The organism is Absicoccus intestinalis (assembly GCF_033971885.1).
In the GTDB taxonomy this organism is placed as follows: domain Bacteria; phylum Bacillota_I; class Bacilli_A; order Erysipelotrichales; family Erysipelotrichaceae; genus Absicoccus; species Absicoccus intestinalis.
Map to the genome: position 1 here is coordinate 1 of NZ_JALBUS010000023.1, position 16,067 is coordinate 16,067.

The 16,067-nt window shown below is 35.9% G+C and carries 13 protein-coding genes and 1 tRNA gene; 13 read left to right on the top strand and 1 reads right to left on the bottom strand.

The window, feature by feature from the left end; all coding sequences use genetic code 11:
• The first annotated feature begins 351 nt into the window (after nt 1–351).
• The 9 genes from MOZ64_RS11630 (at nt 352) to MOZ64_RS10695 (ending at nt 10,672) form a co-directional block, all read left to right on the top strand.
• Nucleotides 352–450, top strand: coding sequence for a helix-turn-helix domain-containing protein (locus tag MOZ64_RS11630; protein WP_370659486.1), 99 nt, complete (start codon nt 352–354; stop codon nt 448–450).
• An 89-nt stretch (nt 451–539) separates the two neighbouring features.
• A complete protein-coding gene (locus tag MOZ64_RS10660; protein ID WP_320326536.1) occupies nt 540–719 on the top strand; it encodes a phospholipase D-like domain-containing protein in 180 nt (59 codons plus the stop codon).
• Nucleotides 720–762: 43 nt separating this feature from the next.
• The gene (locus MOZ64_RS10665; protein ID WP_320326560.1) at nt 763–2,913 is read left to right on the top strand and encodes a DUF4391 domain-containing protein; all 2,151 of its coding nucleotides are present in this window, start codon (nt 763–765) and stop codon (nt 2,911–2,913) included.
• Nucleotide 2,914: 1 nt separating this feature from the next.
• Nucleotides 2,915–5,977, top strand: a complete 3,063-nt coding sequence (locus MOZ64_RS10670; RefSeq protein ID WP_320326537.1) for a type III restriction-modification system endonuclease — start codon at nt 2,915–2,917, stop codon at nt 5,975–5,977.
• Nucleotides 5,978–6,380: 403 nt separating this feature from the next.
• Nucleotides 6,381–7,316 carry a site-specific integrase gene (locus MOZ64_RS10675; protein ID WP_320326538.1) on the top strand — a complete coding sequence of 312 codons (936 nt, stop codon included), beginning with the start codon at nt 6,381–6,383 and terminating at the stop codon, nt 7,314–7,316.
• A gap of 159 nt (nt 7,317–7,475) precedes the next feature.
• Nucleotides 7,476–8,939, top strand: a complete 1,464-nt coding sequence (locus MOZ64_RS10680; RefSeq protein ID WP_320326539.1) for a hypothetical protein — start codon at nt 7,476–7,478, stop codon at nt 8,937–8,939.
• Nucleotides 8,940–9,181: 242 nt separating this feature from the next.
• A complete protein-coding gene (locus MOZ64_RS10685; protein WP_320326540.1) occupies nt 9,182–9,463 on the top strand; it encodes a helix-turn-helix domain-containing protein in 282 nt (93 codons plus the stop codon).
• A 102-nt stretch (nt 9,464–9,565) separates the two neighbouring features.
• Nucleotides 9,566–9,967 (top strand): hypothetical protein, encoded by a 402-nt coding sequence (locus tag MOZ64_RS10690; RefSeq protein WP_320326541.1) that lies wholly within the window; start codon nt 9,566–9,568, stop codon nt 9,965–9,967.
• 78 nt (nt 9,968–10,045) lie between these two features.
• Complete coding sequence (locus tag MOZ64_RS10695) at nt 10,046–10,672, top strand: tyrosine-type recombinase/integrase (RefSeq protein ID WP_320326542.1); 627 nt, start codon at nt 10,046–10,048, stop codon at nt 10,670–10,672.
• A 96-nt stretch (nt 10,673–10,768) separates the two neighbouring features.
• Here the strand turns inward: MOZ64_RS10695 and MOZ64_RS10700 are convergent.
• Nucleotides 10,769–10,845 (bottom strand) — tRNA-Arg (locus MOZ64_RS10700).
• A gap of 51 nt (nt 10,846–10,896) precedes the next feature.
• Between MOZ64_RS10700 and MOZ64_RS10705 the strand changes: the two genes are divergently transcribed.
• The 4 genes from MOZ64_RS10705 to lon all read left to right on the top strand — a co-directional run bounded on the left by MOZ64_RS10705 (nt 10,897) and on the right by lon (nt 16,066).
• Nucleotides 10,897–11,655, top strand: coding sequence for an InlB B-repeat-containing protein (locus MOZ64_RS10705; RefSeq protein WP_320326543.1), 759 nt, complete (start codon nt 10,897–10,899; stop codon nt 11,653–11,655).
• A 43-nt stretch (nt 11,656–11,698) separates the two neighbouring features.
• Nucleotides 11,699–12,427, top strand: coding sequence for a DUF3196 family protein (locus MOZ64_RS10710; RefSeq protein WP_320326544.1), 729 nt, complete (start codon nt 11,699–11,701; stop codon nt 12,425–12,427).
• Complete coding sequence (gene tig / locus MOZ64_RS10715) at nt 12,417–13,694, top strand: trigger factor (protein WP_320326545.1); 1,278 nt, start codon at nt 12,417–12,419, stop codon at nt 13,692–13,694. Before MOZ64_RS10710 ends, tig begins: the two co-directional genes overlap by 11 nt.
• Before the next feature lie 68 nt (nt 13,695–13,762).
• Nucleotides 13,763–16,066, top strand: coding sequence for an endopeptidase La (gene lon / locus MOZ64_RS10720; protein WP_320326546.1), 2,304 nt, complete (start codon nt 13,763–13,765; stop codon nt 16,064–16,066).
• Nucleotide 16,067: the final 1 nt, after the last annotated feature.

Below are 16,067 nucleotides of genomic sequence, written 5' to 3' on the forward strand. Positions count from 1 at the left end.
TGATTATCTGCCATGGTGCAGTGATATAAAGACAATATGTAAATAAACCCGTTATGATACAAATAACTGTTTGTTCACAACGGGTTTTGTTTATAACATCATAGACACTGATTTATCTGACGCTTACAAAACTTACGCTTTTTTATTGCTGTTTTTGAAACAATAAATGGGCTAAGACTGTATTTCGCGAACTCGTAAAAAATTCCGAATTATCCTAAATTATGATATCATTCTGGCGAGACTACACTTTTTTTGTAATAACTACGTAATAGAAATGAGGATAGACAAATGTCGGTTTCCTATAAAAAGCTTTTTAAATTAATGATTGATCAAGATGTGACAAAGAAGTAAATGCATGAAAGTACAGGTATTAGTTATTCAACACTTCAAAAAATGAAAAATGGTGAAAATGTACAAGTCGATGTTTTAGAACGGATATGTAAAAAATGAATTGTACCTTTGCGACATTTTAGAAATTATTCCTGATTCAAAACAGGATATTCAGAAAAGCTAAAAAGAGCTAGTTGGAGGAACGATATATGGAAGTATTCACAAATACTACAAAAGTCGTTAATGACGATTTAGAAAAAAAGATAAAAAAAGGAAGTAAGGTATCCATTGCATCCGCATGTTTTTCTATTTATGCATATGAAGCATTGAAAAACAATTGGAGGAATGTAGTGAATTCCGGTTTATTTTTACCTCGCCAACTTTTGTAGCTAAAAAAACGCCAAAAGAGAGACGTGAATTTTATATTCCTCGATTTTATCACTTTCTGGTAGTTCACTTAAAGAGATTTGGGATGATCTTGTTCGACAAATTGCTATTTCATCTGAAGTATTGTTAGAACGAAATGATCAACCAATAGATGAACAACTAAAAGAACAGAATGAAATTAATCGGCTTAATAATTTGATTCAGAAAACAGAAGCAGCGGCATGGAAAGAGCAGCAACCAAAAAAGAAATTTGAACTTTATCAAAAACTCAGCAATATAAAAAAGAATTGGAGGAAATCACATATGGAAAAGCTTAAGATGCATACGCCGAATCAAGCAAAAGAAAATTATAAAAAGTTGGCATCATTATTTCCAGATGCGGTAACTGAAACGATTGATGAGGATGGTAATGTTGTTCGTGCTATCGATAAAGATGTATTGATGCAGGAAATTAATACAAAAGTTATAGATGATAATCAGGAGAGATATCAATTTACTTGGCCAGACAAGAGAAAAGCTGTCGTTCTTGCAAATCAACCTATAGCAAAGAATTTAAGACTTGAAAAAGAAAAATCTGTCGGTAGAGATGGAACATTTGGGGGTACAGATTCGGAAAATATATATATCGAAGGAGATAATCTTGATGCACTGAAACTTCTACAGGAAACGTATCTTGGAAAGGTAAAGATGATTTATATCGATCCTCCATACAATACGGGAAATGATTTTATTTATGATGATGATTTTTCTCAGAGTATTTTTAATTATGCAGATAATAGTGGGCAAACAGATGATCAAGGAAATCGACTTGTTCAAAATAGTGAGAGTAACGGACGGTTTCATACTGATTGGCTTAATATGATATACCCAAGATTAAGAATTGCAAGAGACTTACTTTCTGATGATGGAGTAATATTTATAAGTATTGATGATAATGAACAAGAAAATCTAAAAAAATGTTGTGATGAAATTTTTGGTGCTCATAATTTTATAGCTCAGATTGTATGGGAAAAAGTGCATACTCGTAAGAACTCGGCAATAAATTTTTCTTCATCTCATGAATATATTTTATGTTATGCAAAAATTCGAAGAAATAATAGTCGTGATGAGGATGGATTTAAACGAAACCTGCTGCCAAGAGATAATACAGATGCCTATTCAAATCCGGATAATGATCCTAGAGGGCCTTGGAAATCAGATCCTATTACTGCACATAATTATTATGCTGCCGATTATACAATAACCAAACCAAATGGAGTTGTGTTAAAACGCCCACAAGATCAATATTGGAGATATAGTGAAGAGAGTATAAAAAGAATGATAGCAAATAATTCATTAGTTTGGGGAGAAGGTAACAGTATGCCTATGGCTAAACGATATTTGTCTGATGTTCAAGAGGGACTAGTTCCAATAACTTTATTCTCAAGAGAATTTGCTGGAGATTCGTCTCAAGCAAAAAAGCAAATTGACAGTCTATTTAAGGAGTGTAAGGGAATATTTGATTACACAAAACCTGTTAAATTAATTCTAAGATTATTGCAGATTGCATCAAATCCAGATGATATTATTATGGATTTTTTTTCCGGATCAGCCACTACTGCTCAGGCTATAACACAACTTAACGCAGAAGACAATGGTAAAAGAAAATTTATTTTAGTCCAACTCCCAGAGTTGACCGATGAGAAATCAGAGGCTTACAAAGCTGGTTATGATACTATTTGTTCTATTGGTGAGGAGCGTATACGTCGTGCTGGTAAGAAAATCAAAAAAGAAACCAATGCAGACATTGATTATGGCTTCCGCTGTTTTAAAGTGGATTCTTCCAATATGAAGGACGTGTATTATCATCCTGCCGAAGTTGGCCAGATGAGTCTGGATCAGTTTACAGACAATATCAAAGAAGATCGTACTGCAGAAGATTTATTAATCCAGGTAATGCTAGATTTGGGAGTACTTCTTTCTTCAAAAGTAGACAAGATAGAAATTGCAGGCAAAAAAGTTTTTTCTGTGGCAAATGGATATCTGATTGCCTGCTTTGATAAAGAAGTAACAGAAAGTGTTGTAACAGCTATCGCAAAGCAACAACCAGACTATGCAGTATTTCGAGACAGTTCTATGGCAGACGATAGTGTAGCCGCAAATTTTGAACAGATTTTTAATACTTATAGTCCTCAAACAATTAGGAAGGTGCTGTGATATGTCTGATATGAAATTTAAGTTTACTATACAAAATTATCAGACTGAAGCAGTTGCTAGTGTAGTAAAAGTGTTTGCTGGACAACCGTTTCAGAATAAATTGAGTTATCGTCGTGATACAGGTACTCAGAATGTACAGAATATATTTAACTGGATATTGTCTGATAATGAGTTATATATGGGGTTTGCTAATGCACCGGTAGTACTAGATTCACACCAGTTATTAAAGAATATTCAGAATGTACAGAATGACAATAACCTCCAGACTTCTTCTATTTTGGCTAAACATATGGGTGTTTGTTCGTTAGACATAGAGATGGAAACGGGTACTGGAAAAACATATGTTTACATCAAGACCATGTTTGAGTTGAATAAGCAATATGGTTGGAGCAAGTTTATTGTTGTTGTTCCATCTATTGCAATCCGCGAAGGTGTACAAAAGAGTTTTCAAATGATGCAAGATCATTTCATGGAACAATATGGTAAAAAAGCTCGTTTCTTTATCTATAATTCTAAGAATTTAACAGATATTGATAATTTCAGTTCTAGTGCGGATCTATCGGTAATGATCATTAATGTTCAGGCTTTTAATGCTCGTGGTAAGGATGCCAGAAGAATTCGTATGGAGCTTGATGAATTTGGCAGTAGAAAGCCGATCGATGTAATTGCTGCCAATCGTCCGATTGTTATTTTGGATGAGCCACAAAAGATGGGTGGTAAGAAAACACAAGAATCTTTAAAGGAATTTAATCCACTTTTTACATTGAACTATTCAGCCACTCATAAAGAACATCATGATTTGATTTATGTGCTTGATGCATTGGATGCTTATAAGATGAAGTTGGTTAAAAAGATTGAGGTTAAGGGATTTGATATCAAGAATTTACGTGGAACAGATGGATATTTATTCCTTGAAGATATTGTTATTTCACCAAAGAAACCACCAATGGCACGAATGGAATTTGAGATTGAATATGAGAAATCTATTAAACGGGTCATACGAATTTTAGGTGTAGATGATGATTTATTTGCACTATCCAAGAACATGGAACAGTATCGAGGTTATCATATTAACGATGTTGATCCAATAAAGGGTGTTGTAACGTTCACAAATGGAATTGAAATACATATTGGTGAAGTTCTTGGAGATGTCAGTGAAAAAGATATTCGTCGTGTTCAGATACGTGAAACAATTCGTTCTCATTTTGAAAAGGAAAAGGAATTGTATAATCGTGGTATCAAGACATTGTCATTGTTCTTTATTGATAAGGTTGAAAACTATCGAAAATATGATGAAGACGGCAATGAAGTGAATTCTGAATACGGTCAAATGTTTGAAGAAGAGTATATGTCAATTCAAAATGAATATTTAACTTTATTTGATACTCCTTATGAGCAATATTTGCGAAACATTAATGTACATTCAACCCATGCGGGTTATTTTAGTATTGATAAAAAAGGCCATAAAATTGATTCCAAAATAAAACGTGGATCAGATATTAGTGATGATGAATCTGCTTATGAATTGATCTTAAAGGATAAAGAGAAACTTCTTTCACTGGATAACCCAGTTCGGTTTATTTTTTCACATTCTGCATTGCGAGAAGGATGGGATAATCCAAATGTATTTCAAATTTGCACATTAAAGCATGGAGGAGATTCTACGACTAATAAACGGCAAGAAGTAGGACGAGGACTTCGTATCTGTGTGAATCAGTCTGGAGATCGAATGGATGAACGCGTTCTTGGATCAGAAGTTCAAGAAGTTAATAAACTGACGGTTATTGCTAGTGATGGATATAAAGATTTTGTTTCGTCATTACAAAGTGAAATCAAAGATACTCTTTATAATCGTCCATCAAAAGTAACACCAGAATACTTTGAAGGTAAACGGCTTAAAGTTGGTGATGATGTTATTACAATATCTAGTAATCAGGCACATACAGTCTATTTCTATCTTGTAAAGAATGATTACATTGATGAAGATGGTCATGTTACGGACAAATATCGTGCAGATGTTGAGAATAATACCCTTGCTACAGTACCGGATAAAGTAAAGGATATTGCTGATGGTGTTCATGCACTCGTTCAAGGTATCTTTGATGAACATGCATTAGATGGAATGATTGAAGATGGTCATACAACAAAAGTACAAGAAAATGCATTGAACGATAATTTCTATAAAAAAGAGTTCCAGACACTTTGGAATTATATCAATCATAAATGGAGCTATACGGTACATTTTGATAGTAATGAATTAATTCAAAAATCAATTAAAAAAATTGATGAAAAACTATTTGTATCACAACTTCAGTATACGGTAACGCAAGGTACACAAGGGGAAGATTGGTCTGATTCTGGTAATGGATTTGTTGCTGAGAAGAGACATACATATAAATTAGATCGTGGAGAAACTAGTCAGGTGAAGTATGATTTGATTGGTAAGATTGGCGAAAAGACACATCTAACTAGAAAAACGGTTGTAGCAATTTTAAAGGGAATATCACCTGTTAGGTTTGCAATGTTCAAGCTTAATCCTGAAGAATTTATATCAAATGTTTCAAGGCTAATCAATGACGAAAAAGCGACAATGATCGTAGATGATATCACTTATAATCAAACGGATGGAACATATGATTCATCCATTTTTACAGCAGAGAAAAATAAAGATTTTTCAAAATCCTATTTAGCAAAGAAGAATGTACAAGATTATGTATTTGCGGATGGTACAGCCGAGAAATCAATAGAACGAAAATTTGCAGAGGACATGGATCTGGATGATAAAGTCGTAGTCTATGCAAAATTACCTCGAGGATTTCAAATTCCTACGCCGGTTGGCAATTATGCACCTGATTGGGCTATTGCGTTTCAAAAAGGTACAGTCAAACATATATTTTTTATTGCAGAGACAAAAGGAACAATGCAAAGTATAAATATAAGACCAATCGAGCAAGCAAAAATCAGTTGTGCAAAAAAACTGTTTAATAATTTATCAACAAAAGACGTGGTCTATCATGATGTTGATTCTTATCAAAGTTTATTAAATATTATAGAAGACTTGTAATTTTATTTTTAATTGCCATTATAAGGTTGAAACGATTAGAGGGAAAATGAATACAATACTATAACATCGATGTTAGAAAAAAATGTGACGGGTTTTACGTTGCATTTTTTTTTGGCTTTGCCAAGTCTTATATGTAATGCAATAACGGTAATTGACTGAGCAATTAGAAAGGAGGAAAAGAAAGGAAATGTCAATTACGTTGTGGTACTGTTTTGCGACACAAATATAGTCAGCAGGTACTCATTATGTTAGCAATTGCACTGCAATTGTTGTTGTGAACCGATGAATATACGGTTGTTTTCTTAACTCATTTTTATTTTTTTAGATCGTCAAGTCAGCATTTACGGCATAAGCCTGACAAGGCGTTGACGTAAATGCTGATTATGCTCAAGGAGGTGAAAAAATGCCAAAGGGTGGAAATATCAAGTATCAACTTTTTCAAGCGATTGATCGTGGTTTCAAGCCTGGAAGATCCAAACATTCCGAAATAGATAAACATCACGATATTGTTTATTCTTATTCGGATCGCAATGCGTTAAAAGACACAGCATCTGATTTTGCGAAGTATTTAAAGACTCAACATGTCCGAAAATTAATCGATATCACTCCAGAGAATTGTTCAGACTTTTTGAAGTCCAAGGAAGGAAAGATATCCAATCATACGATGAAAGTGTATAAATCCAGATTGATCAAGCTTGGAAAACTTTCAAGCAATTATACCAATCATCGTTGTGATTTTCGTGCGGAATTACCAAAAAACAATATAAAGAGATCAGACAAAGAAAAGATTCGTACACTCGCTATGAAGGATACGGATCTAAAAAAGTCTCTATCATATATCAATCCAAAATCTGAAGCACACATTGCGTTACGTTTATCTCGTTCTTTTGGTCTACGAGTATCCGAAACAACGCATATCCGTCCATGTGATATTCGATTAAAAGACGGCCGATTATTTATTCACAGGAGTAAAGGTGGACGAAGCCGAGTATTGTTTTGCCACACCACGGATCAATTTCAAGTATTATCCGAACTAAAAGCGTATGGAGAAAACAAAGGAACAAAAGCCCAGAAGCCAATCTTAACAATAAAGAATGATTCCGTTAATCGTGCTTTACAACGAGCACTGGACAAAGTATACGGCAAGGACAAAAATCCATATCGAGCCCATGCTACAGGCGTACATTCCATACGCAAACGATATGCCACCGAAAGATATCATGATTTGCGATTACATATGAGGTTATCCCAGAAACAAGCGTTCGGGATCGTTTCAAAAGAATTAGGACATTCAGCCAATCGAACAGATTTATTCAAAGTTTATATAGTAGAAGAATAAAGTATGAAATTGACTGTATAAACTGTATAAAATCAATTAATTATTATTAAAAATGCTTTATATAAAGGAATACCGCGACCGAACATGGGCTTGTGTTCGGTCGCGGGGCGGACTGTATAAAGTGTATATTTACAACATTTTATTAACAGGAGGGAGGAAATGACCAAAAAACTTACATCACGAGTATGGCAGATAGTCCAGTACATTAAAAATCCAGATACTGGCAAGATGTTTACAAAATCGATTGATGGCAAAATCGTTGTAGATAAAGATGGACGACCCGTAGATTATGGACTAAACGAAGAAAAAATCAAATCTGCAGTATCACATAAATCAATAAAAAAATTTGTATATCTTAACCACAATAAAGATCACCATTTAAAGGATACTCCCAAACATAAAAAGGGAGAACCGATTGCTCTGCATTACCATGTAGCCATTCAATCCGATACGCCTTTAGAAGTAGATGTGATTGCTCGATGGTTTGGAGTTGACCCACAATATGTTGAAAAGGGAAGCGGGCCTGGTGCTTTCTTGGATTTTGTCGAATACATAACGCATGAATCAGAGAAACAGCAGAAATTGGGTAAGTATCTGTATCCCGATGAAGAAGTTGTTGCGAATTTTGATTTTAGAGCAGCATTGAATGATAGAAAGACGCAAATGGAAAAATATGGGGCGTTGCTAACTAAAAAAGATCAGTATAGATATGATGTTTTATATAATGGAAAATCTTTAAAAAGCGTCATGAATGAAGACAAAGTTGGATATATGAGAGATTTGGACAAATTGAAAAAGTTGCGATTAGAATATATTTCGCAATTACCGACTCCTGAAACAAGAATGAACATATATGTATCCGGATCCGGCGGTAGTGGTAAAGGCGTCATTTCCAGAGCTATCGCAAGAAGCCTTTATTCGGATTTACCAGATGATGAAGCATTTTTTGAAGTAGGTGCTCCAGGAAGTGCATTTGAAGGCTATGATGGTCAACCCGTGCTGATCTGGAATGATAGAAGAGCTTATGATTTACTGAATGAACTAAATGGCAGAGGAAATGTATTCAATGTTTTTGATACCCATCCATCGAAACAGCGTCAAAACATAAAATATGGATCCATCAATCTAGCAAATGCTGTAAATATCGTCAATTCTGTTGAAACATATCTAGATTTTTTAGACGGATTATCAGGCAAATATAAAGGAAAAGATGGAACTTTACATAAGTCCGAAATGAGCGAAAAAATTCAAGCATATAGACGTTTTCCGTTAATCGTCAATCTACATCCTGGTACAGCTACATATGATTTATTGATCAATAGAATGTTTTTAGATTATCATTCAGATGGTCTGGAGTATCAAATATGGCAGGGCATTGCAGCACCATTACGAGAGATTGCGGAAGGATTGGCAGCCATGCCGGAAAAAAGAAAAGAAATGGAAGCGTATTGTGTAAAAGAAATTATCGGATGGTATAAGAAAATACTGGTAATACTGAAAGCTCATCCACAAGAAAATTATGAGCAGATCAAAAAGATTATTGAAGCACAGCATATTACATATAAAAAGATACGTGTTGAACATTATAGCGATGATCAACCAAACATTTTTAGGATAGATTAAAATTTTTAAAAAAGTCCTTGGCTAATTTGCATTATTTTTATTTTCCAATTATACTTCAATTGTAATCGGTACAAAGCAGGTTTGTTTTGTATGCGAAGCGGGATGATAATTCTGAAGTTTTTTATGTCTGTAAAGCCTGGAATTGTATCCTGAGACTAAAAATTAAAGCAAAAAAGAACATATCGTAAAACTAGAGTGTCCTAACTGCTGGACGCTCTTTTTTTTATGAGAAAGGAGGAAGAATGATCACCGAAACAGAACGAACAAATATTGAAACAAAATTGTCATTTCCAAAAGAAATTCAAATGTATTCACGAAAAGAAGTTGCAATCTTATTTAATACTTCCGAAGATACGATATCTTCACTTGTTTATGCAGGATGTCTAACAGCAATAAAAATCGGGAAGTCTTATTCTTTTACTTACTCTGCGATAAAAGATTTTGAACAGAATTTTGAAGGAGCAGACCTCAGCAATGAATTTAAAATGAGGGAATCTGTTGAGAATCGATATAAATGTAATTAGCTGGCTAAGAATTTCAATAAACAAATATTATTGGTGTATAATTGTATTGCCTTGTATGCAAATTCAAGAATTGTACACCAATAATAAAAGGAGATTTTAATATTGAGTGTTACAAAAAGAATAGGTAAAGATGGAACAATCAGATATGAAGCAACGGTTTACTTTTATGTTGGTAAGAAACGTCATCAAGTGAGTAAACGAGGTTTCAGAAATAAGAAAGAGGCCAAACGTTGGGAAGTTAAAAAATATGAAGAAGTCGAGAAGAATGGTCGTCCAATCTGTTCACGAAAGTTAACTTTAAAAGAGGTATATGATCAGTTATTAACCGATAAACATAATCATTATCAATATAACACCTTGTATAATACAAAGAAAACACTCCATTATTGGTATGGCGATGATGCTGTTATAAATCTGGGAGAAATGTATGTTGATAAGATTACGTATTGCGATATTCAAAAGTTCTTTGATGCACGCGATAACGAAAGCATAAATGTTAACTAGAATATTAAAAAAGCGTTAAATCGCGTATTTAAACATGCCATTCGCTGTCAATATACTGATCATAATCCAGTCGATAATGTGATAGTAACTGGAATCGACAATCGACAAGATAAACATGTACTTACAAAATACGAATATCAAACATTGTTGACGATTTTGGATGACATGGATACATATACTTCCAGACAGTTAAAAATGATTGTTCAAATTGGCTCTAATACGGGTTTACGAATTTCAGAGATTTTAGCATTGCAGAAATCTGATATCGATTTAAAGAATCGCTGTATTTTGATCAATCACAAATTGATTTATAAAGGATTAGATAAGCAAGAAAGACAAATCGTTGATCAATTAAAATCAAAGGCATCGGCAAAGCCGGCAATTATCCCAGAATCATTAGTGGTTGAGTTAAAAAATTGGATGGATAATCTAGAAACAGAATCCTTATTCTTAACAGAGGATGGCTATTTTCAAAATCCAGACAGTTTGGGAAATCGATTGCGAAGAATTTGTCGCAAAAAAATGGGAATAAATTTTCATTTTCATTTGTTGAGAGATACATATGCGACTCATTTGGTGCAGTCTAACGTACCACCAAAAGTAGCTCAGGAACTTTTAAGACATCAGAATTTCAATACAACTTACAGTATTTATGTTCAAGTTTCGAATGAAACAAAGAAAAAATATGCAAATCAAGTATTCTAGAACAACCAGCAAACGTACGGCACCTAGGACTAATGTACGGCGTTTGTACGGCACCAAAATAAAAAGCCCTTTATATAAAGGACTTTCCGGGTTATTTGGCGTCCTGGGAGGGATTCGAACCCCCGACCGATCGCTTAGAAGGCGATTGCTCTATCCAACTGAGCTACCAAGACAGCTAACTTATTATAACAAATCTATTATAGAATATCAATGGGGAATCGGGTATGAAAAAAGAAGGATATCAATTTGTGGGATGGTATGTTGACCCCGAATGTACGAAGCAGATCAATCCGGCGGCGGAATTATCAAAGGTCACGATCCTCTATCCCAAATGGGCACCAGTTTGGTACCCGATACAGTATAAAATGAATGGTGGTATGAATTCACGACTGAATCCACGATATACAAGTTGTGAATCGCCTGCTTATGTGTTGTATCCACCACAAAAGAAAGATCAAGTGTTTGTTGGATGGACCTATGAAGGACAACCTACAGATGTTGTACCAGCAAGACCACAGGGTTCGGTCACGATCGAAGCGCATTTTGTTGATCCTTGTGTGGTTTCGTTTGAAACATTTGGTGCTCGGCCCATCGATCCCATCGAAGTCGCACAAGATGGATATATTCATTCATTACCCATTGCCAAGCGCAGTGGCTATACCTTTGAAGGCTGGTATTGGGATGAGCAATTTTTATTTCCTTTCCATCTAAGTCAGGGCATCAATCATTCGTGCACGTTATATGCGAAAATGACAAAAAATGAATATCCTATCACTTATGATACACAGGGGGGATATTCAGCTCGAAGCAATCCGGATCATTATTGTTTTGATGATCCAACGATCTTGATTAAGCCCGCAAAGAAAAAGGGATATATATTCGATGGCTGGTATGATCAGATTGGTCGAAAACATGATTTTATTCGTCATCATTCTTTGGGCCCATTACATTTAGTTGCACGGTTTCATCGTATTGATTCTTAAAAGACAGTATGATAAAATTAATATGTTTCGCTAGGAGGATTTGGTGAATCTATATTATCAAGCACTTATACAAGAAATTCATGAATTAATGGGACAGGAAAAATATGATTTAGCTTTGGATAAAGTACAAGCTGAATTGGATTTGCCCTATGTTCCACAACCTGAATTGGATGTATTAGAAGCCTACAAGGAGGACTGTTTGGCACATATTGACAAGCCGGTTCCTCATCATGAAATCGAGATCTTGATTCATGGCAATATGGAGCAACAAGAAGCAGCCGTGGCGATGATGGCTGACATGAATCTTCGCACGATGCATGACGAAGTGCAACTCTTATTGGATTCCGATGTCCTGCTGAATGAAATCAAGGGAGAATTGATCGAGCATTTGATGGCTCAAAAGATTGATACACCCTATACAATGAAACAATCTGGATTGGAACTGACTTTTGTGCCGAGTTTGATCATTCCAAAGGAAGACGATCAAACCCTTTTGCAGATCAATCAATTGTTTACCGATTGGTTTGCGAATGATAATCCGACTTTCTATCAATTTTGTACACGTCTTTTAGAACAAGAAATGTTAGAAAACCGGCCATTTGATTTTATGGATCGTGATGCCAAACCCATTGCGAAAGCAATTGTGCGTTTGGTTGCAGAAGCATTTGGACAATCCGATGAATTTAAGTTGTTTGTTACCCAAAATCAGTTGGGTGAGATAGCGGATATACCGCTGATGATTGAAAGTCGAGGAGAACAAAATGAAAAGTAGTTGGACATTGAAAGAACATTCAGAAGGTGTTTTGGAAGTTGTTGTGGATGGTGATGTTTGGACAAAAGCCCAAAAACATGCATTTCAATATTTTAAGAAAAATATCACGATGAAAGGTTTCCGTCCTGGACAAGTTCCAGAAGCTTTATTAAAGAAACAAATTTCTAAAGAAGCCATTTATGAACAAGCTGTTGAAAATATCGCCAATACGGTTTTAGCCCAAGCTGTCAAAGAACAAAACTTAGAATTGGTCGCTCGTCCTACTTTGGATTATAAAGATGCAACAGATGAATCGGTTACTTTAGAATTCCATTGTGTAGTTGAACCGGAAGTGACTTTGGGAGACTATAAAGGATTAGATATTCATAAAGATGAAGTAGAAGTAACTGATGAAGATGTAGATAAAGAATTGGAACGTGTACAAGATCGTTATGCCGATTGGGTATTGCGTGAAGAAGGAGAAGCCGCTGTAGAAGGCGACCAAGTCATCATTGACTTTGTTGGTAAAAAAGACGGAGAAGCTTTCGAAGGTGGTTCTGGTGAAAATTATCCATTGGAATTGGGTTCGCAATCTTTCATCCCTGGTTTTGAAGATCAATTGATCGGTGTGAAATCGGGTGAAGTAAAAGATGTCAATGTGACATTCCCAGAAGATTATCAAGCCAAAGATCTTGCTGGACAAGATGCTGTATTCACAGTAACTGTTCATGATATTAAATATAAAGAACGTCCAGAAGTAAATGATGAATTGATCAAACAATTAAAACGCGATGGTGTAGAAACCGTAGAAAAATTTAAGGAAGTCACAAAAGAAGACCTTACAAAAGAGCGTGAACGCCAAGCGGAAGATAAATTCACTTCGGAAGTGATCAAGGCAGCTAGTGATAATGCAACGGTTGATATTCCTGCTGTGATGATCGAAAATGAAGTAGATAATGAATATCAACAATTTGTACAACGTATGCAACAGTCTGGATTTACCGTTGAACAATATTATCAAGCAACAGGTCAAACCGAAGAAGATATGAAAGCACAGATGCGTCCAGAAGCAACGGATCGTGTCAAGAATTCTTTGGTTTTACAAGCCATCGTTAAAGCTGAAAATATTGAAGTTTCTCAAGAAGATGTCGATAAAGAATACAATGAGATGTCTGAGTTGTACAAAATGGATGTCAATCAGATCAAACAATTGCTTCCAGCTTATCAAGTTCGTGCAGATCTAGCTCAACAGAAAGCATTAGAATTGATTAAGACTTCCGTTAAGTAGTAAAATACATATGATATAAAAAGGCGCTTAGCGTCTTTTTTAGAATCTAGAAATAAGGAGGAATTCCGATGACAGAAACATTTCCTTTAGTTTGTACACGTGGGGTTGTTGTTTTTCCGGATCAAGATATTGTGATTGATGTAGGGCGTGAACCATCCCTACAAGCTGTTGATAATGCCCAAAATAATTTCGAAAACCACATCGTATTGGTTTCGCAAAAAGACATAACAACGGATGAACCAGGTTTAGATGATATTTATCATGTGGGAACCCTTTGTGAAGTTCGCCATGTTCGTCGTTTTGAAAATTTTATTCGTGTCAAGTTTAGAGGATTGAAACGCGTTCGCTTGAATGAATGGATCCAAGGCGATACCAGCGATATGGCTGTGGTAGAAGAATTGGTGACCTATCGTCAAGATGAAACTGAAGAGCAAGCTTTGATGCGTATGATCGTAGATGCCTATGATCATTTTACGGGTGCGGATAAATTCATGTCCAAGGATATGATGATCGAGCTGTCCAAAGGCGTAGGTCCAGAAGGATTGAGCGATAAAGCCGTAACGGCCTTACCTATTTCTTTGGATCGTAAACAAGCCTATCTAGAAACATTAGGCGCCAATGATCGTTTAGAGATGTTGTTGGCCGATATTGAAAAAGAAAAGAAGATGGGCGAAGTTGAGAAAAAGATCAATGATACGGTCAAACAACGAATTGATCAAGGACAAAAAGATTATTACTTACGTGAAAAGTTGAATGCCATCAAAGAAGAATTAGGCGATGTCGTTGAACAAGATAAGGATGCGGAACAAATTCGTAAACGTCTCGAAGAAAATCCCTATCCTGAAAATATCAAAAAGAAAGTCAAAGAAGAATTGTCTCGTTATGAGATCTTACCGATGGCCAGTGGTGAAACCGGTGTTATCAAGACCTATGTGGATTGGTTGATGGATCTGCCTTGGTGGCAAGAAACCCAAGACAATCAAGATCTCAATCAAGCCCAGGCTACGCTTGATGCCGATCACTATGGCCTGGAAAAAGTCAAAGAGCGGATCTTGGAATATTTAGCAGTCAAACAAATGACCAATTCTTTGAAAGCACCAATCCTTTGTTTGGTTGGTCCTCCTGGGGTTGGTAAGACATCCTTGGCCCGCAGTGTAGCTCGTGCTTTGGATCGTAAATTTGTGAAGATTTCTTTGGGTGGTGTACGTGACGAAGCCGAAATTCGTGGGCATCGTCGTACCTATCTAGGGGCAATGCCAGGACGGATCATTCAAGGAATGAAAAAAGCCGGCGTTGTGAATCCCGTCTTCTTGATCGATGAAATTGATAAGATGGCCAGTGACTATAAGGGAGATCCTTCCTCAGCTATGTTGGAAGTATTGGATCCCGAACAAAACTCCTTCTTTTCCGATCATTACATTGAAGAACCGTATGATCTAAGCAAAGTCTTATTTATTGCGACGGCCAACTACTTAGAAAATATTCCACCGGCTTTACGAGATCGATTGGAAATCATTCAATTATCCAGTTATACCGATGTGGAAAAGATCCATATTGCTAAGGAACATTTATTGCCAAAACAATTAAAAGAAAATGGCCTACAATCCAGTCAATTAAAAATATCGGATGATTTGTTGCTGTATTTGATCCGGTATTATACCAGAGAAGCTGGTGTTCGACAGTTAGAACGAACGATCGCAACCATTTGTCGAAAGACGGTTTTAGCTATCTTAAAAGACAACAAGAAATCCATTCGCTTATCCAAGAAATTGATCCATGAATGGTTAGGCAATGAAAAAGTAGACTATGGCCATAAAGAAAAGAAAGACCAGATCGGAACGGTAACAGGTCTTGCCTACACGAGTTTTGGTGGCGATATTCTGCAAATTGAAGCCAATCGTTTTGAAGGAAAAGGCCGATTGATCTTGACCGGACAATTAGGTGATGTCATGAAGGAAAGTGCCAATATTGCGCTGGACTACATCAAAGCACATGCCAAAGAGTACAAGATCGATCCAAAATTATTTGAAACCAATGATGTGCATATCCACGTACCAGAAGGTGCCGTACCAAAAGACGGACCAAGTGCCGGTGTGACCATGACCACAGCTCTAGTTTCTTGTTTTGCCGAAATTCCAGTCAAAGCCAATCTGGCAATGACGGGTGAAGTTACCTTACGTGGAAATGTATTGCCTATTGGCGGTTTGAAGGAAAAGTCTTTAGCTGCCTATCGTTCCGGTATCACAACGATCTTGATCCCAAAAGAAAATGTGCGTGATTTGGATGAGATCCCACAAGAAGTAAAAGATGCCGTTGATTTTATTCCGGTATCGAGCGTAAAACAAGTTTTAAAACACGCATTAGTTGCATAGT